Annotated in this window: 20 protein-coding genes and 1 pseudogene; 20 read left to right on the plus strand and 1 reads right to left on the minus strand. The window is 73.3% G+C overall.

Annotated elements, in window-relative coordinates:
• Positions 1 to 25: 25 nt before the first annotated feature.
• From QMF80_RS19100 to QMF80_RS19195, 20 genes and pseudogenes are all read left to right on the plus strand, one after another.
• Positions 26 to 532 carry a PhzA/PhzB family protein gene (locus tag QMF80_RS19100; protein WP_283454865.1) on the plus strand — a complete coding sequence of 169 codons (507 nt, stop codon included), beginning with the start codon at positions 26 to 28 and terminating at the stop codon, positions 530 to 532.
• A gap of 11 nt (positions 533 to 543) precedes the next feature.
• Complete coding sequence (locus tag QMF80_RS19105; protein ID WP_283454867.1) at positions 544 to 1,167, plus strand: isochorismatase family protein; 624 nt, start codon at positions 544 to 546, stop codon at positions 1,165 to 1,167.
• Positions 1,164 to 3,035, plus strand: coding sequence for an anthranilate synthase family protein (locus QMF80_RS19110; protein ID WP_283454869.1), 1,872 nt, complete (start codon positions 1,164 to 1,166; stop codon positions 3,033 to 3,035). The genes QMF80_RS19105 and QMF80_RS19110 overlap by 4 nt, the downstream gene beginning before the upstream one ends.
• On the plus strand, positions 3,032 to 3,400 hold the full coding sequence (locus QMF80_RS19115; RefSeq protein WP_283454871.1) for a hypothetical protein: 369 nt from the start codon (positions 3,032 to 3,034) through the stop codon (positions 3,398 to 3,400). The genes QMF80_RS19110 and QMF80_RS19115 overlap by 4 nt, the downstream gene beginning before the upstream one ends.
• On the plus strand, positions 3,393 to 4,256 hold the full coding sequence (locus tag QMF80_RS19120; RefSeq protein WP_283454873.1) for a PhzF family phenazine biosynthesis protein: 864 nt from the start codon (positions 3,393 to 3,395) through the stop codon (positions 4,254 to 4,256). Before QMF80_RS19115 ends, QMF80_RS19120 begins: the two co-directional genes overlap by 8 nt.
• A 15-nt stretch (positions 4,257 to 4,271) precedes the next feature.
• A complete protein-coding gene (phzG, locus tag QMF80_RS19125) occupies positions 4,272 to 4,976 on the plus strand; it encodes a phenazine biosynthesis FMN-dependent oxidase PhzG (protein WP_283454875.1) in 705 nt (234 codons plus the stop codon).
• Positions 4,977 to 5,080: 104 nt separating this feature from the next.
• Positions 5,081 to 5,602, plus strand: a complete 522-nt coding sequence (locus QMF80_RS19130) for a flavin reductase family protein (protein WP_283454876.1) — start codon at positions 5,081 to 5,083, stop codon at positions 5,600 to 5,602.
• Positions 5,603 to 5,664: 62 nt separating this feature from the next.
• Positions 5,665 to 6,288 (plus strand): NAD(P)H:quinone oxidoreductase, encoded by a 624-nt coding sequence (wrbA, locus tag QMF80_RS19135; protein ID WP_502962880.1) that lies wholly within the window; start codon positions 5,665 to 5,667, stop codon positions 6,286 to 6,288.
• A 109-nt stretch (positions 6,289 to 6,397) separates the two neighbouring features.
• Positions 6,398 to 7,975 (plus strand): amino acid adenylation domain-containing protein, encoded by a 1,578-nt coding sequence (locus QMF80_RS19140; RefSeq protein WP_283454879.1) that lies wholly within the window; start codon positions 6,398 to 6,400, stop codon positions 7,973 to 7,975.
• Entirely contained in the window at positions 7,972 to 8,262 is a 291-nt protein-coding gene (locus tag QMF80_RS19145) for a phosphopantetheine-binding protein (RefSeq protein WP_283454881.1), read from the plus strand. Before QMF80_RS19140 ends, QMF80_RS19145 begins: the two co-directional genes overlap by 4 nt.
• Before the next feature lie 7 nt (positions 8,263 to 8,269).
• Positions 8,270 to 9,286: a 3-oxoacyl-ACP synthase III family protein gene (locus QMF80_RS19150; protein ID WP_283454882.1), complete on the plus strand. Its 1,017-nt coding sequence runs from the start codon at positions 8,270 to 8,272 to the stop codon at positions 9,284 to 9,286.
• Positions 9,287 to 9,431: 145 nt separating this feature from the next.
• Positions 9,432 to 10,532 carry an AMP-binding protein gene (locus tag QMF80_RS19155; RefSeq protein ID WP_283454885.1) on the plus strand — a complete coding sequence of 367 codons (1,101 nt, stop codon included), beginning with the start codon at positions 9,432 to 9,434 and terminating at the stop codon, positions 10,530 to 10,532.
• Positions 10,532 to 11,911, plus strand: coding sequence for an aldehyde dehydrogenase family protein (locus QMF80_RS19160; RefSeq protein ID WP_283454887.1), 1,380 nt, complete (start codon positions 10,532 to 10,534; stop codon positions 11,909 to 11,911). The genes QMF80_RS19155 and QMF80_RS19160 overlap by 1 nt, the downstream gene beginning before the upstream one ends.
• A 92-nt stretch (positions 11,912 to 12,003) precedes the next feature.
• Positions 12,004 to 13,989: an FAD/NAD(P)-binding protein gene (locus tag QMF80_RS19165; protein ID WP_283454889.1), complete on the plus strand. Its 1,986-nt coding sequence runs from the start codon at positions 12,004 to 12,006 to the stop codon at positions 13,987 to 13,989.
• Positions 13,986 to 15,407 (plus strand): nitrosuccinate lyase, encoded by a 1,422-nt coding sequence (locus QMF80_RS19170; protein ID WP_283454890.1) that lies wholly within the window; start codon positions 13,986 to 13,988, stop codon positions 15,405 to 15,407. Before QMF80_RS19165 ends, QMF80_RS19170 begins: the two co-directional genes overlap by 4 nt.
• Positions 15,404 to 16,615, plus strand: a complete 1,212-nt coding sequence (locus QMF80_RS19175; RefSeq protein ID WP_283454893.1) for a 3-deoxy-7-phosphoheptulonate synthase — start codon at positions 15,404 to 15,406, stop codon at positions 16,613 to 16,615. Before QMF80_RS19170 ends, QMF80_RS19175 begins: the two co-directional genes overlap by 4 nt.
• The gene (locus QMF80_RS19180) at positions 16,612 to 17,988 is read left to right on the plus strand and encodes an ATP-grasp domain-containing protein (RefSeq protein WP_283454894.1); all 1,377 of its coding nucleotides are present in this window, start codon (positions 16,612 to 16,614) and stop codon (positions 17,986 to 17,988) included. The genes QMF80_RS19175 and QMF80_RS19180 overlap by 4 nt, the downstream gene beginning before the upstream one ends.
• On the plus strand, positions 17,985 to 19,334 hold the full coding sequence (locus QMF80_RS19185) for an MFS transporter (protein WP_283454896.1): 1,350 nt from the start codon (positions 17,985 to 17,987) through the stop codon (positions 19,332 to 19,334). The genes QMF80_RS19180 and QMF80_RS19185 overlap by 4 nt, the downstream gene beginning before the upstream one ends.
• An 89-nt stretch (positions 19,335 to 19,423) precedes the next feature.
• Positions 19,424 to 20,221, plus strand: a complete 798-nt coding sequence (locus tag QMF80_RS19190; RefSeq protein ID WP_283454899.1) for a LuxR family transcriptional regulator — start codon at positions 19,424 to 19,426, stop codon at positions 20,219 to 20,221.
• A 19-nt stretch (positions 20,222 to 20,240) separates the two neighbouring features.
• A pseudogene (locus tag QMF80_RS19195) lies at positions 20,241 to 21,257 on the plus strand (histidinol-phosphate transaminase); the annotation flags it as partial.
• Positions 21,258 to 21,345: 88 nt separating this feature from the next.
• Here QMF80_RS19195 and QMF80_RS19200 read toward each other — a convergent pair.
• A complete protein-coding gene (locus tag QMF80_RS19200) occupies positions 21,346 to 23,028 on the minus strand; it encodes a class I adenylate-forming enzyme family protein (RefSeq protein ID WP_283454901.1) in 1,683 nt (560 codons plus the stop codon).
• Positions 23,029 to 23,056: the final 28 nt, after the last annotated feature.

Raw genomic sequence — 23,056 nt, forward strand, 5'->3', positions numbered from 1 at the left:
TCCCTCCCCTCCGGAAAGGAACACCATGTCTTTCGAGCAGTCGGCCGACGAGCAGACGGCGAACGAGCGGGCGGCAGCCGAGCAGACGGTCCGCGAGCACAACCGCTCCCTCGTCGAGCGGTACATGAACACCCGCGGCCAGGACCGCCTCCAGCGCCACCTCCTCTTCACCGAGGACGGCGTCGGCGGCCTGTGGACCAACGAGACCGGCGAGCCCATCACCATCACCGGCCGCGACCGGCTCGGCGAGCACGCCGTGTGGTCCCTGCGCTGCTTCCCCGACTGGGCCTGGACCGACGTGGAGATCTTCTCCACCCAGGACCCGAACCGCTTCTGGGTCGAATGCCGGGGCGAGGGAAAGATCGTTTATCCCGGATATCCGGTGGGCCACTACACCAACCACTTCATCCACTCCTTCCTCTTCGAGGACGGAAAGATCAAGCAGCAGCGCGAGTTCATGAACCCCTGCCAGCAGTTCCGCGCCCTCGGGATCGACGTCCCGCAGGTACGGCGCGAAGGAATCCCCACGTAAGGAGATGCCCGATGCCCGGCCTGCCCCCCGTCGAGTCCTATCCGCTGCCCGCCGCCACGGAGCTTCCCGCCAACACCGTCACCTGGACCCCTGACCCCGGCCGGGCCGTGCTGCTCGTCCACGACATGCAGCGCTACTTCCTCGCCGCCCTGCCCGACCCGCTGCGCGCCGACCTCGTGCACAACGCCTCCCAGCTGCGCAAGCGGGCCGCCGCCCTGGACGTCCCCGTCGCCTACACGGCGCAGCCGGGCCGGATGTCCGAGGAACAGCGCGGCCTGCTCAAGGACTTCTGGGGCCCGGGCATGCGCACCGGGGACACCGACCGCGAGGTGGTCGCCGAACTGGCGCCCGACGCGGGCGACTGGGTCTTCACCAAGTGGCGCTACAGCGCCTTCTTCCGCTCCGGCCTGCTGGAGCGGATGCGGGCCGAGGGCCGCGACCAGCTCGTGCTGTGCGGGGTCTACGCCCACATCGGGGTGCTCGCCACCGCCATGGACGCCTTCAGCAACGACATCCAGCCCTTCCTCGCCGCCGACGCCGTCGCCGACTTCTCCGCCGTCCACCACGCCTCGGCCCTGGAGTACGTGGCCCGGCGCTGCGGCCGGGTCATACCCGCCGGGGAGGTCTTCGCATGAGAGACCTCCTCGCCCGGATACTCGCCGGTGAGGTCGCGGACTTCGCCCTGCTGCACCGGCCCGAACTGGCCCCCGGCACCGTCGAGGTGCTGGCGGGCCCCGTCAGCACTCCGGACGCGCTGGCCGACGTACCGCTCGACGGCGACCAGGTGCTCGTCCTCGTGCCCTACCGCCAGCTCGCCGAGCGCGGGTTCGCCGCCCCCGACGACGGGGCGCCGCTGCTCGCCCTGACCGTCACCGAACGCGAGACCCTTCCCCTCGCCGCGCTGCCCGGCCGGATCGCGGACCAGCCGGTGCGGCTGACCGGCGGCGCCTTCGACGTGGACGACGCCCAGTACGCGGCGACCGTCCGCCGGATCGTCGCCGACGAGATCGGCGCCGGCGCGGGCTCCAACTTCGTCATCAAGCGCTCCTACGGCGCGGCCATCGAGGACTACGTCCCGCACCGGACCGCGCCCGCCCTCTTCCGCCGGCTCCTGGAACGCGAACAGGGCGCCTACTGGACCTTCGCCATCCACACCGGCGGCCGCACCTTCGTCGGCGCCACCCCCGAACGGCACCTCTCGCTCGCGGGCGGCACCGCCGTGATGAACCCCATCAGCGGCACCTACCGCTACCCGCCCACCGGCCCCACCCTCGACGGGGTCACCCGCTTCCTCGCCGACCGCAAGGAGGCCGACGAGCTGTACATGGTCGTCGACGAGGAACTGAAGATGATGGCCCGGATCTGCGCGTCCGGCGGCCGGGTCACCGGACCCCACCTCAAGGAGATGGCCCGCCTCGCGCACACCGAGTACTTCATCGAGGGCACCACCGACCGCGACGTGCGCGAGATCCTGCACGAGACGATGTTCGCGCCGACCGTCACCGGCAGCCCCCTGGAGAGCGCGGCCCGGGTCATCCGGCGCCACGAACCCGCGGGCCGCGGCTACTACGGCGGGATCGCCGCCCTCATCGGCCGCGACCCGGCGGGCGGACGCACCCTGGACTCCGCCATCCTGATCCGCACCGCCGACATCGGCGCGGCCGGCCGGATGCGGATCGGCGTCGGCGCCACCCTGGTGCGCCACTCCGACCCCGAGTCGGAGGTCGCCGAGACCCGCGCCAAGGCCGCCGGGCTGCTCAGCGCCCTGGAGTCGGACTCCGCGGTGCGCTTCGGCGCCCACCCCGAGGTACGGGCCGCACTGGAGGCCCGCAACACCGGGATCGCCGCGTTCTGGCTGCGCGGCTGCGCCGAACGCGGGGACCGCGGCGCGTGGGAGCCCGGGCTCGCCGGGCTCAGCGCCCTGGTCGTCGACGCGGAGGACACCTTCACCGCGATGATCGGCCAGCAGCTCGCCTCCCTCGGCCTCGCCGTGTCCGTGCGCCGCTTCGACGAGGCCTACGACGTCGGCGACCACGACCTCGTGGTCCTCGGCCCCGGGCCGGGCGACCCGCGCGACGCGGCCGACCCCCGGATCGCCCACCTCAACGGCGCCATCGGACAACTCCTGGACCAGGAGCGGCCGTTCATCGCGGTCTGCCTGAGCCACCAGGTGCTCAGCCTGCGCCTCGGCCTCGACCTGGTCCGCCGCGCCACCCCCAACCAGGGTGTGCAACGGGAGATCGACCTCTTCGGGACCGACGAGCGGGTCGGCTACTACAACACGTACGCCGCCCACAGCCCCGAGGACAAGATCGACGCGGGGGACCTCGGCGTCGTCGAGGTCAGCCGCGACGCGCGCACCCGCGAGGTGCACGCCCTGCGGGGGTCGCGCTTCGCGTCCATGCAGTTCCACGCCGAGTCGGTGCTCACCGTCGACGGTCCCCGCATCCTCGGGCAGGCCCTGCTGCGGGCCATGGGGAAGCTGGAGGTGGCGGCCCGATGAGGGTGGACATCGCCTGGTGGGAGCTGGCCGGGACGGGACAGAGCATCGAGTCGCTGCGCGAGCACCTGCGCGAGGAGGCGGTGGACGCCTGGGTCGACGTACCCGGACTGGTCCTCAAGCTGTGGATCGCGGACCGGCCCGGCGACCGCTGGGGGGCCGTGATGCTGTGGACCGAGCGCCCCGCGGACGGGGCCCTGCCCGCCAACCGAGCCGCCGAACTGATCGGCGGTCCGCCCACGCACCGTTCCCGGTTCGAGGTCGAGGCCGCGGTGGAGGGCGCACACCCCCTCGTCACCCTCCACGGGCTCGGCTCCGCGTTCGCCGACGCCACCTCACTCAGTCAGGGAGCGCTTCCCCATGCATGACTACATGGTCGTGGATGCCTTCGCGCGCAACCCGCTCGAAGGCAACCCCGTGGCCGTCTTCTTCGGCAGCGAGGACCTCACCGCGGACCGGATGCAGGCCATCGCGCGGGAGATGAACCTCTCCGAGGTCACCTTCGTCCTGCCGCCCGACGCGGACGAGGCCGACGCCCGGGTCCGGATCTTCACCCCGGTCAACGAACTGCCCTTCGCCGGGCACCCGATGCTCGGCACCGCCGTCGCCCTGGGCCTGTCCCGCAAGGCGCTGGGGGTGGGCCGCAAGGAGGAACGGCTGCGGCTGGAGACCGGGATGGGCGTGATCCCCTTCGACGTCGGCATGGACAACGGGGACGGCTCGGTCATCGTCCAGATGCGCCAGCCGCACCCGAGCTGGGAGCCGTACGAGCACGCGGAGGAGCTGCTCGCGGCCCTCGGGGTCGAGAGTTCCATCGCCCCGGTGGAGATCTACCACAACGGCCCCCGGCACGTGTTCGTCGGCCTGGAGAGCGTCGAGGCGCTCTCCGCGCTGGAGCCCGACCACCGGGCGCTGTCCCGCTTCCCCGACATGGCGGCGAACTGTTTCGCCGGGGCGGGGGAGGAGTGGCGCACCCGGATGTTCTCCCCGGCCTACGGGGTGGTGGAGGACGCGGCGACCGGCTCGGCGGCGGGTCCCCTCGCCATCCACCTGGCCCGGCACGGGCTGGCCCCCTACGGCCAGCGCATCAAGATCACGCAGGGGGTGGAGATGGGCCGCCCGTCCCGGATGTGCGCCACCGCGCACGGCCAGGCGGACCGGGTCAACGGGGTACGGGTGGGCGGCTACGGCACGGTCATCGCCCGCGGAACGATCTACGTCTAAGGAGCGGCAGCGGCCATGACCACGACCACGACGACCACCACCTCACCGGAGAGCACCCCGGCCCCCGCCGCGCGGCCGGGCCTGGACACCAGCAAGTACGAGTCCCTGACCGGCGCCACCGACCTGCCCTTCCCCGAGTACGACGCCCCGCCCGCCGAACCCCTCGCGCTGGCCCGGCAGTGGATCGCCGACGCCGCCGCGCGCGGGGTCCGCGAGCCCCGCTCGCTGGCCCTGGCCACCGCCACCCGGATGGGCCACGCCTCCAACCGCATCGTCACCATCGCCCGCGAGAACGAGCGCGGCTTCGTCTTCACCACGCACAGCACCAGCCGAAAGGGCCGCGAACTGGCCGACAACTGCTGGGCGTCCGGCGTCCTGTACTGGCGCGAGAGCGGTCGGCAGCTCATCCTCTCCGGCCCCGTCACCCCCCTGACGGCGGCCGAGTCGGACGAGCTGTGGGCCGCCCGGCCGACCCCGCTGCACTCGATGACCACCGCGTCCCACCAGAGCGACCAGGCCGGTGACCTGGACGTCCTGCGGGAGGAGGCGCTGCGGCTCGCGCAGGGCGGGCGGCCGCTGCCCCGTCCGGAGCGGTTCACCGGCTACCTGCTGGAGCCCGCCGAGGTCGAGTTCTGGAACGCGGCCTCCGACCGGCTGCACCGCAGGCTCGCCTACACCCGCCTCGGCTGCGACTGGCACACGAGCCGCCTCCAGCCCTGAATCCCGACGGCCCCTCCCACCCCTTCCACCCCTTCCACTCCTCGCCTTTCGTCCCCCGCCCCACATCCCTCATCCCCACCCGACCGGAAAGGAAGGACGGTGCCATGGAGCGCTCCCTGCTCACGGGCACGATGGCCCGCGTACCCGGCCCGGTGACCGTGGTGACCACGATCGACGGCGACGGCAAGCGCTGGGGATTCACCGCCAGTTCGTTCAGCTCCGTCTCCCTCGACCCGCCGCTCGTCTCGGTCTGCCTCGACAAGAGCGCCAGTACCCACGCCGCGTTCGCCACCGCACGCCACTTCCTGATCAACGTGCTGACCGAGGAGCAGCACGCGGTGGCCCGCCGCTTCGCCACCTCGGGGATCGACCGGTTCGCCGCCGGGGACATGGAGACCTGCGAACTGGGTCTGCCGGGGCTGCACTTGGCCGGGGTCAGGGTCGCCTGCTCGATGCACTCGGCCGTCGACGCCGGCGACCACACCATCCTCCTCGGCTGTGTCGAGGAGACGTACACGAGCGACCGCACCCCGCTCGTCTACTACAACCGCGCCTTCGCCCGGCCCACCCCGAACGCGTCCCGGGCCGAGCAGGACTTCAGCGCCTGCCACATCGCCGACTGGTGAACCAACGAGCCGAGGAGCCGTACGCCGTGACCACCGCAGCGCCGACCGAAGCGCCCACCGCCGTGCCCACCGACCCGAGCCTCGCCGTGAACGTCGCCGTGATCTACTACTCGGCCACCGGTCACGTCACCGAGATCGCCCGGGAGATCGCCGAGACCGCCGAGAAGGCGGGCGCCGAGGTCCGGCTGCGCAAGGTCGCCGAACTCGCCCAGCAGTCCGCGATCGACGCCAACCCGGTCTGGGCCCGGCACGCCGCCGAGACCGCCGCCATCCCGGTGGCCACCCCCGACGACCTGCTGTGGGCCGACGCGGTCCTCTTCGGCTCGCCCACCCGCTTCGGCAACGTCTCCGCCCAGCTCAAGCAGTTCCTCGACTCGCTCGGCCCGGCCTGGAGCCAGGGCCTGCTCGCGGACAAGGTCTACGGCGGCTTCACCTCCACCGCCAGCCCGCACGGCGGCCAGGAGTCCACGCTGCTCGCCCTGACCGCCTCCTTCCACCACTTCGGCGGCATCGTCGTCGCCCCCGGCTACACGCACCCCGACAAGTTCACCGACGGCAACCCCTACGGCACGGCCCACTGGTCCGGCGGCAAGGGCTCCCGGCCCGTGGACGACACCACCCGCAACGCCGCCCGCGCCCAGGCGGAACGTGTCGTCCGCTTCGCCCGCGCCGTGAAGCACGCCTGACCTCGCCGCCCGCGCCTGACCGCGCCTGACCGCACCGCCCGCCCCGACCCCGCCCGCCCCGACCCCGCCCGACCCGCCCGACCCGTTCGCCCGCACCCCGGAGCCCGCCATGACCATCGCCACCATCGGCCCGCCGCACACCGAACGCGCCACCGACTACCGCTCCCTCACCGACCTCCTCGCCGGGTCCGTCGCGCGCTTCCCGGAGCACACCGCGATCTCCGCCGACGGGATCTCGTACACCTACCGCCTGCTCGACGGCTGGGCGAACGCCATCGCAGCCCTGCTCGTGCGCAGCGGAGTGGTCGGCGGGGACCGGGTCGCGCTGCGGCTGCCGCCGGGTGCCACGGCCGTCGCCGCGATGATCGGCGTGATGAAGGCGGGCGCCGCCTACGTGCCGCTGGACGTGCGCAACCCGCCCGCGCGCAACGAGTTCATCGTCTCCGACAGCGGGGTGTCCGCCTTCCTCGGCGACCCCGACGGCTGCCCGACCGGCGGGATCCCGGTCCTCGCCGAGGCCGCCCTCGCCGCCCTGCTGGACGGGCCCGTCGTCGCCCCGCCCGCCGGACCGGGCCCGGACCCGAGCGCCATCGCCTACATCATCTACACCTCCGGGACCACCGGCCGCCCCAAGGGCGTCCTGGTCCCGCACGGCGCCGCCGGGGTGCTGCTGGCCGGCGCCGACGGGCCGTTCGCCTTCAACGAGCGCGACAGCTGGCTGCTGTTCCACTCCATCTCCTTCGACTTCTCCGTCTGGGAGATCTGGGGCGCCCTGTCCACCGGCGCCCGGGTCGTGGTGCTGCCCGCGGGAACCGCCCGCTCGCCCGAGGCCACCCTGCGCTTCATCGAGCAGGAGGGCGTCACCGTCCTCAACCAGACCCCGACCGCTTTCAGCGCCCTCACCACCATGGTGCTGCGCGAGGACACCTCACTGCCCGCCCTGCGCTACGTGATCTTCGGCGGGGAGAAGCTGACCCCCGAGACGGTCCGCGCCTGGTCCAAGCGGTTCGGCCTGTCCCACCCGGCCCTGGTCAACATGTACGGGGTCACCGAGGCCACCGTGCTGAGCACCTACCACCCCGTCGTCGAGGAGGACCTCGACCGCGACGACCTGCCCATCGGCATCCTGCTCTCCGGCACCGCCCGCGTGGTCACCGTCGACGGCCGCGAGGCCGCCCCCGGCGAGGAGGGCGAGCTGTGGCTCGCCGGACCGCAGGTCACCGACGGCTACCTCGGCCGACCCGAACTGACCGCGGAGCGCTTCCCCACCGTCGACGGCGTCCGCCACTACCGCAGCGGCGACCTCGTCAGCCGCCGCCACGACGGCCGCTTCGTCTACCGCGGCCGCGCCGACCTCCAGGTCAAGCTGCGCGGCCACCGCATCGAACTCAGCGACATCGAACTCGCCGTCCAGGCCCACCCGGACATCGCCGACGCCGTCGTCTGGGTCCACCCCTTCAAGCCCGGCGACGACCGCCTCGCCTGCGCGTACGTCGTCACCGAGGACGCCGAGGACCCCGGCGCCCGCACCCTGCGCGGACACGTCCGCGACCTGCTGCCGTCGTACATGCACCCGTCGGTCTACCAGGCGCTGCCGCTGGCCTACCTGCCGCGCACCGTCAACGGAAAGGTCAACCGGGCCGAAGTGGCCCGCATCTGGGAAGAGCAGAGGAGCCAGTCCGCATGAGCATCCCGCAGCACCACACGTCCGCCGCACTGCCCGGCGAGGTCCGCGAAGCCACCCGCGCCTGGGTCGCCGAGCTGCTCGAAGAGCCCGACGTCACCCTGGAGGACACCTTCCTCGAACTGGGCGGCCACTCCGCCCTCGCCCTCCAGCTCGGCCGCTACGCCCTTGAGCGCTTCGGCAACGAGTACGACCTGCTCGTCCTCTTCGAGCGCTCGCTGGGCGAGGCCGCCGACGAGCTGACCGAGCGGATCGCCCGGATCACCGCCGCCGACGCGGAAGCCGCCTGAGGCCGCCGTGGTCGACATCGGAATCGTCTCCTTCGGCTACGCCTTCGGCGAGGACCAGGACGTGGCCACCGCGGCCGCCGACTACGTCAGCGACCCCGAACGCGTCGTGAAGTGGGGCTACCGCACCTTCCACCGGGCCGCCGACGGCGTCACCGGCACCGACCTCTCGCGGTCCGCCGCCGAACAGGCCCTCTCCCGGGCCGGGATCACCGCCGATGCCCTGGACCTGGTCGTCGTCGCGATCACGGACATGCCCGAGTACTCCTACTGGGACAGCGCCTCGGCCCTGGCCCGGGAACTGAAGACCGGCCGCACCCAGACCCTGCTGCTCCAGGAGGGCTGCGGGTCCGGGGTCAACGGCCTCTTCTACGTCGCCTCCACCCTGGCCGTGCAACCCGAGGCCGAATACGCCCTGTTCGTCGTCGTCAACCGGGTCAGCGAGTTCCACCGCAACCGGATGAACGTCATCAACACCGTGCTGTCCGACGCGGCCGTCGCCGTCGTCGTCCGGCGCGGCCACCCCGGCACCCGGTGGCTGGCCACCGAGCAGTTCACCGACCCCGAGTACAGCGACCTGCTGCGCCTCGACTTCGGCGGGGCCGTCACCCCGCTGCCGCCGCCCGGCTGGACCAGCGCCGACGCGCCCTCCGCCTACGACCAGGTGCGCGAGCAGTTCGGCGGCAACCCCGCCGCGCTGCGCACCTTCATCGGCGAGCGCTACACCCGCCTGGTCGAGGTCATCGAGGGCGCCTGCGCCCGGGCCGGGGTCGCGCGCACCGACATCGACCACGTCATCTACCTCAACGACGTCCCCGCCGGCATCGCCGCCGTGGCCGGCCCGCTCGGCATCCCGCTGGAACGCACCAACGCGGCCCTTGCCCCCGACCACGGCCACATGGGCGGCGCCGACCAGCTGATCTCGCTCGGTCTCCAGCTGGAGAGCGGCGAACTGAACCCCGGCGACCTGGTGGCCCTGTGCGGGATCTCCACCGGCCGCTGGTGCGCCACCTTGATCCGCGTCTAGCCGTCCCTCCCGCTCCTCACGGAGCGCGTGCCCGCTCACCCGGGCCACCAGACCAGCGCGTACGCCGGCGGGGCCGTCCATTCCCCCGTGCCGGGCCCCGCCGGCGTACCCGCTGCACCACCAGCCTCGCCCGAAGGAGAGCACCGTGCCCTCGCCCGCCAACCCGATCCTGGACCTTCCGTACGACGTGCAGCCCGATCCGGACGAGTTCCTCCAGGCCGCGATGGAGTGGCACTTCAACCCGGAGACCGGGTCGCCGTTCTGGCTGCGGCGGGCGGAGACCCTCGACTTCGATCCGCGGACCGAGATCAAGGTCCACGCGGACCTGCGGCGCTTCCCCGACGTCACCGGCGAGCTGCGCCACGTACGCGCCGAAGACCTCATCCCGCGCGGCTACGGCCCGGGCCCCGACATCGTCGGCGTCTTCGAGAGCGGCGGCACCACCGGCGCCCCCAAGCGCGTCGTCCTCACCCGGGACTGGCTGGACCGCATGGTCGCCTGGTCCAACGCGAACATCGACGCCCACGGCTTCCCGCGCGGCGAGAACTGGCTCGGCCTGGTCCCCACCGGCCCGCACATCGTCGGCGAGTTCTTCCACCGCTCCGCCACCACCCACGGCGCCCGCGGCTTCACCATCGACCTCGACCCGCGCTGGGTGAAGAAGCTGATCGCGCAGGGCCGTGGCGCCGACGCGGGCGCGTACGCCCTGCACCTGCTGGAGCAGGCCGAGTTCGTGCTGCGCTCCCAGGACATCGGGGTCCTCACCATCACCCCCTCCGTGCTGGAGCGGCTGGCCGGGCGCGAGGACCTCGTCGAGCTGGTCAACCACAAGGTCAAGGCGATCCGCTGGGGCGGCACCCAGCTCGACCCCGACTCCCGCCACCTGTACAAGACGGAGATCTTCCCCGACGTCGCCATCTGCGGGAACTACGGCAGCACCATGATCCTCGGCTTCGCGGGCGAACGCGCGGGCCTCCCCGACGACGAGCCCTGCGTCTTCGACCCGCTCAGCCCCTACGTCACCTTCTCCGTCGTCGACCCCGCCACCGGCGAACCCGTCGCGTACGGCGACCGCGGCCAGGTCCTGGTCAGCCACGTCAGCAAGGGCTTCCTGCTCCCCAACAACCTGGAGCGCGACCTCGCCACCCGGCTCCCCGCCAACGGCGCCCTCGTCGGGGACGCCGTCGCCGACATCGCCCCCGTCGCCACCTTCGAGGACGAGCCCGTCATCGAGGGGGTGTACTAGTGAGCGCCGTTCCCCGCCTCGACGCCCTCGGTCCCCGCGGCTCCTTCCGCGCCCGCAAACGGCTCACCGTCCACGACGTCGCGGGCGCCCCCGCGGCCGAACTCAGCCTGGTCCCCGCCCTGTTCGTGGACCGCGCCGCCAAAGCCCTGCACCGGGCCCGCCCGCTGCCCGCCGACGAACGCGTCGCCGCCGTCATCCGGGCCGCCCACCTCTTCGCCACCGCCGACCTCGACGGCCAGAGCGTCACCGCCTACGAGCGCGCCGTCAGCCGCGTCGGCGGCGTCCCGCTGGCCGTCGTACGGGCCACCACCGCCGCCATCGCCGCCCGCCTCACCCGGATCTACGACAGCCTCACCCAGGCCCGCCCCGCGGGCACCGCCGAGGACTGGCGCTCCCCCCTCACCCGCACCGGCGGGGCCGTGTGGACCCGGCGCGGCGAGACCTTCGCGGTCCTCGCCGCCGGGAACCACCCCGGCACCCAGAGCCTGTGGCCCGAAGCCCTCGCCCTCGGCTACCGGGTCGCGGTCCGCCCCTCCCGCCGCGAACCCTTCACCCCGCACCGCCTGGTCACCGCCCTGCGCACCGCCGGATTCGGCGACGACCAGATCGTGCTGCTGCCCACCGACCACGCCGAGGCCGACACCCTCGTACGGGCCGTGGACCGGTCCCTGGTCTACGGCGGCGAGGACGTCGTCCGCAAGTACGGCGGCGACCCCGCCGTCCTCCTCCAGGGCCCCGGCCGCAGCAAGATCCTGATCACCGCCGACACCGACTGGCGCGAGCACCTCGACACCGTCGTCGCCTCCGTCGCCGGACACGGCGGCACCGGCTGCGTCAACACCACCACCGTCCTGGTCGAAGGCGCCGACGCGGCCACCGCCCTCGCCGAACGCCTCGCCGAACGTCTCGCCGTCCTCCCCGCCCTGCGCCCCGAGGACGACAAGGCGGTCCTGCCCGTCCAGCCCCTCGACAGCGCCCTCGCCATCGAGCGCTACCTGCTCTCCCACACCGAGGGCACCCGGGCCTGGCTCGGCGGCGACGGCATCGCCGAGGAACTGGGCGACGGCAGCGCCGCCCTGCGCCCCGCGGTCCACCAGCTGGAGCGCGCCGACGCCCCCCAGGCGTCCATCGAACTTCCCTTCCCCTGCGTGTGGGTGGCCCCCTGGACCGTCGCCGACGGGATCGCCCCGCTGCGCGGCAGCCTCGTGGTCACCGCCCTCACCCGCGACACCCAGCTCCTCGACGACCTCGTCACGGAGCCCTCCATCGGCAACGTCCACGTCGGCGACCACCCGACGTACTGGATGGGACCCGGACTCCCGCACGACGGCTACCTCGCCGAATTCCTCATGCGCAGCAAGACCGTCATCCGCGACTGAAAGGAACGGCCATGTGTACCCCGTGCGGACTCTCCGACGTCGGCTGGAACATCCCCTCCGCGTGACCCGCGGCCCGAACAGAAGGATCAGCCATGCAGCACAGCCATGCCCAGATCTGCATTGTCGGGGCGGGCCCCCGGGGCCTGTCGGTCCTCGAACGCCTCTGCGCGCAGGAACGCAAGTCGCCCGCGCACGACGCCCTGACCGTCCACATCATCGACCCGGCCCCGCCCGGCGCCGGAAACGTGTGGCGCACCGCCCAGCCCCGCCACCTCCTGATGAACACCGTCGCCTCGCAGATCACCCTCTTCACCGACGACAGCGTCACCATCGAGGGCCCCATCGAGGAAGGCCCCAGCCTGTACGCGTGGGCCCGCCGCCTGGACCCCACCGATCCCGGGCACGAGGAGCGCTACGGCGCCCAGACCCTCGCCGAGGCCCGCGAGCTGGGCCCCGACACCTACCCCACCCGCGCCTTCTACGGCCACTACCTCCAGTGGGCCTTCGAAGAGGCCCTCGACGCGGCCCCCGACCACGTGGACATCCAGGTCCACCGCACCCGGGCCATCGCCCTGCACGACTCCACCGTCCCCGGCGGCGCCCAGAGCGTCGAACTCGCCGACGGCACCCGCCTGTCGGGCCTGTCCGCCGTCGTCCTCGCCCAGGGCCACCTGCCCGCCAAGCTCACCCCCGAGGAGCAGCGGCTCGCCGACTTCGCCGCCGAGTACGGACTCTCGTACACCGGCCCCGCCAACCCCGCCGACACCGACCTGACCGGCATAGGCCCCGGGCGGCCCGTCCTGATGCGCGGCCTCGGCCTCAACTTCTTCGACTACATGGCCCTGTTCACCCTCGGCCGCGGCGGCTTCTTCGAGCGCAGAGCGGACGGCAGGCTCGTCTACCGCCCCTCCGGCCTGGAACCCAAGATGTACGCCGGATCCCGGCGCGGCATCCCCTACCAGGCCCGCGGCGAGAACGAGAAGGGCCCCGACGGCCGCTACGCGCCCCGCCTGCTCACCGTCGCCCGCGTCGACGCGATGCGCGCCGCCGCCAAGGAGGGCGACTGGATCCACTTCGGCATCCACATCTGGCCGCTGATCCAGAAGGAGGTGCAGAGCGTCTACTACGAGCGTCTCCTCGCCGCCCGTGGTGAGGACCCCGCCGCCGTCGCCTCCTTCACCGACCGCTACCTCACCGCCCCCGACGAGGATGCCGAGGACCTCCTGCTCCTCGAAGCGGGAGTCGAGGAGGGCCAGCGCTGGAACTGGGAGTCCCTCTCCCGCCCCTACGGCGACCTGCGCTTTACCGGTCGCGACGACTTCCGCCGCTGGATGCTCGCCTACCTCCTGCGCGACGCCCACGAAGCCCGCGCGGGCAATGTCAGCGGCCCCCTCAAGGCCGCCCTCGACGTCCTGCGCGACCTGCGCAACGAGATCCGCATCGCCGTCGACCACGGCGGCCTCGAAGCCAATTCCCACCGCGACGAACTGGAGGGCTGGTACACCCCGCTCAACGCCTTCCTCTCCATCGGCCCGCCCGTCTCCCGCATCGACGAGCTGATCGCCCTCGCCTCCGCCGGCATCGTCGAGTTCACCGGCCCCGGCCTGCGCGTGCGCACCGACACCGAAGGGGAGGACGGCCCCTCCTTCGTCGCCGTCGCCGACGGCGTCGACGCGGACGAGATCCGTACGACCGCCCTCATCGAGGCCCGGCTCCCGCACCCCGACCTGCGCCGCACCACCGACGCGCTGCTCGTCCAGCTGCTGGAGAGCGGCCAGTGCCGGCCCTACAAGATCCGCGGCGCCTGCGGCATCGAGTACGAGACGGGGGGCCTGGCCGTCTCCGAACGCCCCTACCGCCTCATCGACGCCGAGGGCCGCGAGCACCCCCGCCGCTTCGCCTACGGCGTCCCCACCGAATCCGTGCACTGGGTCACCGCCGCGGGCATCCGCCCCGGGGTCGGCTCTGTCACCCTGGAGGACTCCGACGCCATCGCCCACGCGGCCCTGGCCCTGCCCGCCGTGACCCAGTCCCTGGCGGGCGCCTCCGGAGCCCCGGCCGGGGAGGCCCGGACATGACCGCCCCCGGCCCGGCTCCCGGCACGGGCGAGGGCACCGACGTGGGGCTGCTCTCTCCCGTACGGGCCGGCACCCCGGCCGAGGCCGCGACCTCCGACACCGGCTGGCTCCAGGCCATGCTGGACGCGGAGGCCGCCCTCGCCCGGGCCCAGGCCCGCCTCGGGACGGTCCCCCCGGAGGCCGCCCGGACGATCACCGCCGCCGCGCGCGCCGACCGCTTCGACGCGCGCGCCCTGGCCCTGGCCGCCCGCGAGACCGCCAACCCCGTCGTCGGGCTGGTCGCCGCCCTCACCGCGCTCCTCGACGGCGACCCCGCCGCGGAGTACGTCCACCGCGGCTCCACCAGCCAGGACATCCTCGACACCGCGATGATGCTCGTCGCCGCCCGCACCCTGACCGGGCTCCGCGCCGACCTGCTGCGCACCGCCGAAGCGCTGGGCCGCCTCGCCGCCCGCCACCGCGACACCCCGATCGCGGGCCGCACCCTGGCCCTGCACGCCGTGCCCACCACCTTCGGGCTCAAAGCGGCGGGCTGGCGGCACGGGCTCCTCGACTCCGTGCGCCGCATCGACCGGCTCCTGGACGACGGGCTGCCCGTCTCCCTCGGCGGAGCCGCCGGAACCCTCGGCGGCTACCTGGAGTACGCCCGGATCGCCGCCCCCGGAACCGATCCCGACACCTTCCACGACCGGCTCGCCACCGCCTTCGCCGCCGAGACCGGCCTCGCCGCGCCCCTGCTGCCCTGGCACGCCCTGCGCACCCCGGTCGCCGACCTGGGCGCCGTACTCGCCCACACCACCGGCACCCTCGGCAAGTTCGCCGCCGACGTGCTGCTCCTGGCCCGCACCGAGACCGCCGAGGCCGCCGAACCCGCCCCGGCGGGCCGCGGCGCCTCCTCGGCGATGCCCCACAAGCGCAACCCCGTCCTGGCCACCCTGATCCGCTCGGCCGCCCTCACCGTCCCCGCCCTGGCCTCCGTACTCGCGCAGGCGCTCGTCACCGAGGAAGAACGTTCCGCCGGTGTCTGGCACAGCGAATGGCACACCCTGCGCGAATGCCTGCGCCTGGCCGGGGGCGCCGCCCACACCGCCGTCGAACTCGCCGAAGGACTCGAACCCGACCCCGCCCGGATGCGCGCCAACCTCGCCCTCACCGGCAGCGGCATCGTCACCGAGCGGATCGCCGCCGTCCTCGCCCCCCACCTGGGCAAGGCCACCGCCCGACGGCTGCTCACCGAGGCCTCGGCCACCGCCCGCACCACCGGCACCCCCGTGTCGGAGGTCCTCTCCCGCAACCTGCCCCACCTCACCGGCCTCACCCCGGAGCACCTGCGCGACCTGCTGGAACCCGCCCAATACACCGGGGTGGCCGGTCCGCTGACCGACCGGGCCCTGAAGCGAGGAGCGAGTACACGATGATCACTGCCCCGAGCGGGACCCTCCAGTCCGCCCAGCAGCCCGACTGGCCCGACGCCGACATCCTGGCCACCGTCACCGAACGCCTCTCCCAACTCCCGGCCCTGGTACCACTGCCGGAAGCCGACGCCCTGCGCGAGCGGCTGGCCGCCGCCGCCCGCGGCGAGGCGCTCCTGCTCCAGGGCGGCCACTGCGCCGAGGAGTTCGGCCCCCGCGCACTCGGCGAGGCCGAGAGCACCGTCACCACCCTGCGCCAGATGGCGGAGATCATCTCCTACGGCGCCGCCGTGCCCGTCGTACCGCTGGGCCGGATGGCCGGGCAGTACGCCAAACCGCGCTCCAGCCCCACCGAAACCCGCGGCGGCGTCCAACTCCCCGCCTACCGGGGCGACTCCGTCAACGGCCTCGGCTTCACCGCCGCCGACCGCGCCCACGACCCCTGGCGGATGGAGACCGCCTACCGCACCGCCGCCCGCACCCTGGAGCGCATCCGCCGGCTGCCCGGCGCCGACGACGAGCCGCCGGGCGCGGGCGGGGGCGCCGACGCGCCCTTCCCGGTCAGCCACGAGGCCCTGCTCCTCGACTACGAGACCCCGCTCGTGCGCACCGATCCCGACACCGGCCGCCGCTACGCGGGCTCCGGCCACCTGCTGTGGATCGGCGAGCGCACCCGGCAGCTCGACGGCGGGCACGTCGCCTTCGCCGCCTCCGTCGCCAACCCCATCGGCGTCAAGGTCGGCCCCGGCGCGAGCGCCGACGAACTCATCGCCCTCACCGAGATCATCGACCCCGACCGCGAGCCGGGCCGCCTCACCTTCATCACCCGCATGGGCGCCGACCGGGTCCACGACGTCCTGCCCGGCCTCATCGAGAAGGTCGAGGCATCCGGCGCCAAGGTGCTGTGGGTGTGCGACCCGATGCACGGCAACACCCAGGTCGCCCCCGGCGGCCTCAAGACCCGCAGCCTCGGCGACATCACCGCCGAGATCCGGGCGTTCGTCGAGATCCACCGCTCGCTGGGTACGCACCCCGGCGGCCTGCACCTCGAACTCACCGGCAGCCACGTCACCGAATGCGTCGGCGGCACGGACCCGGTGACCCTCGACGACCTCGACCGCAACTACACCACCGCCTGCGACCCGCGCCTCAACCGCGGCCAGGCACTCGACATGGCCTTCCTGGCCGCCGACCTGTGGAGGCCCGCACGATGAACAGCAGCCCCGTCACCGACACCCTGCCGCCGCTCTCCGGGAGACCCGCGGCCTTCCTGCTCACCGGATCCTTCCTGGCCATCTGCCGGGCCCCGCGCTACCTCAGCGAACTCACCGCGCGCGGACTGAAGATCCTCGTCATCACCCCGTCCGTGTGGCGGGAGCAGGCCCTCGCGGGCCGGAGCGAACCGGGCCACCCGGCCGCGGACATCGCCGACATCTCCTTCGTCGACGGCTCCGTCGACCGCGAGGGATCCTTCACCCCCGGCGTCGTCGCGGCCGTCCGCGGCTGGGAGTCCTCGTACGAGATCATCGGCGCCTACGCGGCCGGCGAGACCCTCGTCGAGCCCACCGGCCTGATCGCGGACGCCCTGGGCCTGCCCGGCCCCGGCCTGCGGGCCAGCCGGGTCTGCCGCAGCAAGTACCTCCAGCGGCTCCACCTGGGCGAGTTCAACCCCGCGGCGGTCGTCCTGCCGCCCGGGGCCCGGGACGGCTTCGACCCCTCGTCGGTGCCGTTCCCCGTCGTGGTCAAGCCCGCCACCCGGCACTCCAGCTCCGGCGTCGCGACCGCCGCCGACGCCGGGCAGCTCACCGCCCTCCTCGCCGGATACCCCGAGCACGAGACGATCCTGGTCGAGGAGAAGGTCCCCGGCCAGGAGTTCTCCGTCGAGGCCCTGATCCAGCACGGCAAGGTCGTCTTCGAGTCGGTCACCGTCAAGGAGACCACCGACTCCCACGCCGACACCTTCGTCGAGCTGTCCCACACCGTCTCCGGCGCGGTCGGCCTGGAACGCAAGACCCTCCTCGCCGCCAACCGCTGCACCCTGAAGCTGCTCGACTTCAAGGACGGCATGACCCACTCCGAGTGGCGCCTCGATGCGGGCGGCCACCCCCGGCTGATGGAGATCGCCGCCCGCACCCCGGGCGACGGCCTCACCGTCCTCTACCACCTGGCCACCGGCCGCCCGCTGGAGCCGGAGATCATCAAGATCGCCCTCGGCGAGCCCGCCGAGTACCCCAAGCCCGTACGCCACGCCCGTCAGGTCTACCTCGAACACGACCCAGGCATCCTCGACGAGATCAGCGTCGACTGGCCCGGCGTCGGCGTCGAATGGGCGGGCGAGGGCGACCTGTGGCCCGAGGTCCCCGTCGGCCGCCCCAACGATCCGCCCACCCTGCGCGCCGTCTTCGCCCAGAAGGAGAAGGGCACCGAGACCGGCCCCCTGCTCAGCTCCGAGGACCGCGTCGCGAACTTCTTCATCGACGCCCCCACCGGCGTCGCCCTCGACGCGCTGGAGGCCCGTGTCCGGGCCGCCGTCACCATCCGCACGTCACCCGCCGGACCGGAACCGAAGGCGGTGTCCGGAGCGTGACGCACACCGCACCAGGGCCGGGCGCCGAGACCCCCGCGGACTCGGCCCCGGCCACCGGGACCCCGGCCGCCGGGACCCCGATCACCGGGACCCCGGCCGCCGGCACCACCCGCGCGGCCGGGGCACCGGCCGCGCGGGCCTCCGTACGCGCCACCTTCACCGAGGCCCCGCTCGCCGTGAAGACCCTGCTCGCCGGGGTGTTCATCAACCGGCTCGGCGGGTTCCTCAACATCTTCCTGGTCCTCTACCTGACCTCGCTCGGCCACTCCACCGGCCGGGCCACGCTCGCCCTCGGCGCCTACGGCGCGGGCACCGTCATCGGCGTACTCATCGGCGGCTCCCTCTCGGCCCGCCTCGGCGCCCGCGACACCACCGTCGCGGGCATGGCCGGCTCGGCCGTCCTCACCGCCGCCCTGCTCTACCTCAGCGACTACGGCGCCCTGCTCGCCGTGATCGTCCTCGCCGGGCTCGCCGGGCAGATGTTCCGGCCCGCCTCGGCGGCCCTGCTCTCCGAACTCGCGGGCCCCCAGCGCCAGGTCATGGTCTTCGCCATGTACCGGTTCGGGCTGAACCTCGGCGCGATGGCCGCCCCGCTCATCGGCTTCGGCCTCTACCGCCTCGGCGGCGGTTCCTACGCCCTGCTGTTCTGGGGCGAGGCACTGATCGCCCTGGCCTTCGCCGTCCTCGCCCTGCGCACCCTGCCCGCGGGACGCGGCGCCACCGCACCGGACCCGGCCGACGCCTCCCCGGCGCCCGCCGGAAGCTACCTGGCGGTCCTGCGCGACCGCCGCTTCACCCTCTACCTGCTCGCCACGGTCCTGCACACCGCCGTCTACGCCCAGTACCTGTCCACCCTGCCGCTCGACGTCACCGCCGCCGGGCTGGGCATGCTCTGGTACACCGTCGCGGTCTCCCTCAACGGCCTCCTGGTCATCGCCTTCGAGCTGCTGCTCACCAAGGTCACCCAGGACTGGCCCGTCCGGCTCACCATCGGTCTGGCCTTCGCCCTGCTGGGCGCCGGAGTCGCCCTGTACGGGCTGCCCATGGGCCCGGCCGTCATCGTCACCGGCACGCTCGTCTGGACCCTCGGCGAGATCATCGGCGGGCCCGCGATCTTCTCGTACCCCGCCGTGATCGCCCCCGAGCGGCTCAAGAGCCACTACCTCGGCAGCTTCCACTTCGCCTTCGGCCTGGGCTCCGCGCTCGGACCGGTGGCGGGCGGCTGGCTGTTCGCCTCCCTCGGCCACTCCTTCTGGTACGCCGTCGGCGCCGTCTCCCTCCTCGCCACCGCCCTCGCCCTCCTGGCGCTGCGCGGCGGTCCGGCCGTACCGGAGGCGGGGGAGTGAGCACCACATGACGCAGAGCGGGCCGCGGGGCATCCCCGCGGCCCTGCCCGTTGTCCGCGCACGTCATCCCACCCACGAGAGGTGAAATCATGCACACCAACCAGGGCGCCACCTCCACGATCGACCCGCTCGACACCCTGCTGCGGATGGCCGACACCCTCGGCAGCCTGTCCCGGTACGCCGCGGAGAGCGCCGAACACGCCACCGCCGGACCACCCCCGGCCCCCGCCCCCTCCGCCGGAATCGAGTACCTCCACGGCGGACCCGAGATAACCCGGGCCATCCACGACGCCTTGCGCGAGGCCCGACACGAGATACTCACCGCCCAGCCGGACGGCCCCCGCCCCGACGCCACCCTCGACGAGGCGTACGAGGCCGTCCGCGGCCACCTCGCCCGCGGCGTCGCCATGCGCACCCTCTACCAGCACAGCTCGCGCTTCCACGAGGCCACCAAGCGGTACGTGAGCTGCGTACAGGAGCAGGGCGCGCAGGTCCGCACCCTGCCCGAGTTCTTCAACCGCATGATCGTCATCGACGGCGAGGTCTCCTTCATCCCCGCCGACGACGACCGCACCTCCGCCGTCCTGGTCCGCGACCCGGCCGTCAACGGGTTCCTCACCGACGTCTTCGAGAAGGCCTGGGACCGGGCCGAGCCCTACCCCTTCCGTCCGGTCCGCGCCGCGGACGCCGCCTGCGAGGTGATCCCGGACCTGCGCCGGGCCATCCGCAAACTCCTCATCGAGGGCCGCTCCGACAAGGCCATCGCCCGCCGCCTCGGCATCAGCCTGCGCTCGGTCCAGGGCCACGTGTCCTGCCTGCGCGACGAGTTCGGGGCCCAGCACCGCTTCCAGCTGGGCTACCTGATGGGCATCGCCGAGCACTCCTGAGCCACCGCACACCCACCCGCCCCTCACCGCGAAGGACCCTCCCGTGCACCAGCTCTCCGCCAACGAGAACCCCTACCCGCCGCTGCCCTCGGTCGCCGCGGCGCTCGCCGACGCGGCCGACCGGGTCAACCGCTACCCCGACCGGTTCTCCACCGAACTCACCGCCCGCCTCGCGGAGCGGCTCGCGGTCCCCGCCGCGCACCTCGCGCTCGGCGCGGGATCGGTCGGGGTGCTCCAGCACCTCCTCCAGACGTTCGTACGCGAGGACGGCGACGAGGTCCTGTACGCCTGGCCCTCCTTCGAGGCCTACCCGCACCTCGCCGACATCGCCCGCGGTGTCAGCGTGCGGGTCCCGCTCGGCCCCGGCGCCGTCCACGACCTCGGCGCGATGGCCGCGGCCATCGGGGAGCGCACCCGCGTGGTCGTCGTCTGCAACCCGAACAACCCGACGGGCACCACCGTCCCCGGCTCCGACCTGGAGCGCTTCCTGGACCGGGTGCCCGCCGGGGTGCTGGTCGTACTCGACGAGGCCTACCGGGAGTTCGTCACCGACCCCCTGGTCGCCGACGGGACCGACCTGTACCGCGACCGCCCGCACGTGGTCGTCGTACGCACCTTCTCCAAGGCGTACGGTCTCGCGGGCCTGCGGATCGGGTACGCGATCGCCCACGAGCCGGTGGCCGCGCGCATCCGGTCCGCCGCCGTGCCCTTCGGGGTCAACAGCGCCGCCCAGACGGGCGCGGTGGCCTCCCTGGACGCCGAGGCCGAACTGCTCGCCCGGGTCGGCGCCCTGGTCAAGGAGCGGGAGCGGACCGCGCAGGCCCTCGCCGACCTGGGGCTGCCCGCCCCGCGCAGCGAGGCCAACTTCCTCTGGCTCGAACTGGGCGCCCGTACCGAGGAGTTCGGGGCCGCATGCGCCGAAGCCGGGGTGGCCGTAAGGGCCTTCCCCGGCGAAGGGGCGCGGCTCACGATCGGTACCCCGGAGGCCAACGACACCGCTCTCGCGGTGGCCGCCGCCTTCGCTCCCCGATCCTGAACCGCGCCTCGTCATCTCGACTCCCTCGCCCTGTCCCGGGTCCGCCCCTCGTCGGTCCGGGACAGGGCCGTTTTCTGGGTGGTTGCGCTCAGCCGGCCGCCGCGAGGGTCTTGCCCGCGCCGTCCTGGAGGTAGGCGCCGAGGTCGGCGTACTTCTCCCGCAGCTTGCGCTTGAGCACCTTGCCGGTGACTCCGACCGGGAAGTCGCTCTCGTCCGCGGCGACTTCGAGGAGCCGCAGCGCCGGGTGACCGGCCGCCTCCAGCGCCTCGTTCGCGCGGGCCAGCAGCTTCCCGACGTCCTCGGCGCCCTCCTTCGTGGTGACCACGGCGACCGGGACGATCTCCCCGGCCTCGCTGCCCGCGACGACCGCGACGTCCTCGAAGGCGGGTACGTCGCTGAGCAGCACCTCCTCCATGAGTACGGAGTACGCGGGCCCGGTGGCGGTCTGGATCTGGTCGGCCGCCCGGTCCACGAGGAAGAAGTCGCCGTTCGCGTCCTTGTACGCCATGTCGCCCGGCAGCCAGTGCCCCGCCAGCTTGTAGCGGTAGGTGGTGGCCGAGTCCCCCCAGTACCCGGGGGTGATGGCCGGGCCGCGGGCGGCCAGGAAGCCGACCTCGTCGATGTCGGCGTGGCTGCCGTCCTTGCGCAGGATCGCCACCTCGGCGACGCCCACGGGCTGGCCCGCGCAGCGGTCGTTGCGCTCGGAGTCCCTGGTGCGGATCTTCAGCAGGACGCCCCAGCCCAGCTCGGTGGTGCCGAGCCGGTCGAAGAACTGGGCCGAGGGCAGCTCGGCGGAGCGCAGCGAGAGCACCTTGTTGATGTGGGCCTGGTGGACGGCGTCACCGATGGACACCCAGGAGTTGACGCTGTCCAGGGCGCCGTCGGCGTTGTCCAGGGAGGCCAGTTCGGCGTAGGAGTGCGCGAAGGCCATCACCGCGGTCGGCCGGTGCGCGGCGACCGTCGCCGCCAGGTCCGCGCCGCTGCGGTCGCTGTGCGCGACGACCGGGGTCCCGGCCAGCACCGCGTACACGGTGAAGGCGATGCAGCCCAGGTGGGACTGCGGGAGCGCGGTCAGCATCAGCGCGCCCGGGTTCTCCTTGAAGTCGACCAGGCGGAACTGCGGTCCGGCCACGATGGTCTTGTGGGTGTGGATGGTCGGCTTGGGCCTGCCGGTGGTCCCCGAGGAGTGCAGGATCACCACCGGGTCCTCGTCCACGTGCTGCCAGTACGCGCTCTCGGGCAGCTCGGCCGCGGGCGGCGCGGGCAGCGTCTCCTCGGCCTCGGTCCACTCCAGCGCGTCCAGGATCGCGCTGTTCGCGGTGAGGCCGTCGAGCCGCGCCCGGTCGGCGTACAGGCCCACCGGGGCGGTCTGCTCCAGCAGGGACTCGGCGATCGCCGGAGTGGCCTTGCTGTTGATGAGGACGGCTATCGCGCCGATCTGGGCGAGCGCGTAGAAGTGCACGGAGTACGCGAAGGAGTCCTCGAACCAGACGGCCACCCGGTCCTTGGGCTGCACGCCCCGCTCCAGGTACCAGGCGGACCAGGACTGGGCGAGCTGGTCGATCTCCAGGAGGCTGTAGTCGTACTGCTCGACCCCCTCCAGGTTGGTGATCGGGCGGGTGGAGTGCACGAAGGGGGTCTTCGGGCTCGGGCTGGCGGCGAGCGCGGAGCGCAGCAGGTTGCCGCCGCCGACGCTCTCGTCGGCCGCGAGCGCGATGCGCTGTGCGGGGTTGAGGACGGTCTCGGCGAAGCCCGGGCGGGAGTCGGTCATGGCGGTGGTGCCTCTCTGGGGAGGAAGC

It is taken from the genome of Streptomyces sp. G-G2, from assembly GCF_030063135.1.
Lineage (GTDB): Bacteria > Actinomycetota > Actinomycetes > Streptomycetales > Streptomycetaceae > Streptomyces.

Bases quoted from the DNA above. Each gene is read 5' to 3' on its own strand.
- QMF80_RS19100 (WP_283454865.1), top strand. From the start codon at position 26: ATGTCTTTCGAGCAGTCGGCCGACGAGCAGACGGCGAACGAGCGGGCG.
- QMF80_RS19105 (WP_283454867.1), top strand. From the start codon at position 544: ATGCCCGGCCTGCCCCCCGTCGAGTCCTATCCGCTGCCCGCCGCCACG.
- QMF80_RS19110 (WP_283454869.1), top strand. From the start codon at position 1,164: ATGAGAGACCTCCTCGCCCGGATACTCGCCGGTGAGGTCGCGGACTTC.
- QMF80_RS19115 (WP_283454871.1), top strand. From the start codon at position 3,032: ATGAGGGTGGACATCGCCTGGTGGGAGCTGGCCGGGACGGGACAGAGC.
- QMF80_RS19120 (WP_283454873.1), top strand. From the start codon at position 3,393: ATGCATGACTACATGGTCGTGGATGCCTTCGCGCGCAACCCGCTCGAA.
- phzG (WP_283454875.1), top strand. From the start codon at position 4,272: ATGACCACGACCACGACGACCACCACCTCACCGGAGAGCACCCCGGCC.
- QMF80_RS19130 (WP_283454876.1), top strand. From the start codon at position 5,081: ATGGAGCGCTCCCTGCTCACGGGCACGATGGCCCGCGTACCCGGCCCG.
- QMF80_RS19140 (WP_283454879.1), top strand. From the start codon at position 6,398: ATGACCATCGCCACCATCGGCCCGCCGCACACCGAACGCGCCACCGAC.
- QMF80_RS19145 (WP_283454881.1), top strand. From the start codon at position 7,972: ATGAGCATCCCGCAGCACCACACGTCCGCCGCACTGCCCGGCGAGGTC.
- QMF80_RS19165 (WP_283454889.1), top strand. From the start codon at position 12,004: ATGCAGCACAGCCATGCCCAGATCTGCATTGTCGGGGCGGGCCCCCGG.
- QMF80_RS19170 (WP_283454890.1), top strand. From the start codon at position 13,986: ATGACCGCCCCCGGCCCGGCTCCCGGCACGGGCGAGGGCACCGACGTG.
- QMF80_RS19175 (WP_283454893.1), top strand. From the start codon at position 15,404: ATGATCACTGCCCCGAGCGGGACCCTCCAGTCCGCCCAGCAGCCCGAC.
- QMF80_RS19180 (WP_283454894.1), top strand. From the start codon at position 16,612: ATGAACAGCAGCCCCGTCACCGACACCCTGCCGCCGCTCTCCGGGAGA.
- QMF80_RS19190 (WP_283454899.1), top strand. From the start codon at position 19,424: ATGCACACCAACCAGGGCGCCACCTCCACGATCGACCCGCTCGACACC.
- QMF80_RS19200 (WP_283454901.1), bottom strand. From the start codon at position 23,028: ATGACCGACTCCCGCCCGGGCTTCGCCGAGACCGTCCTCAACCCCGCA.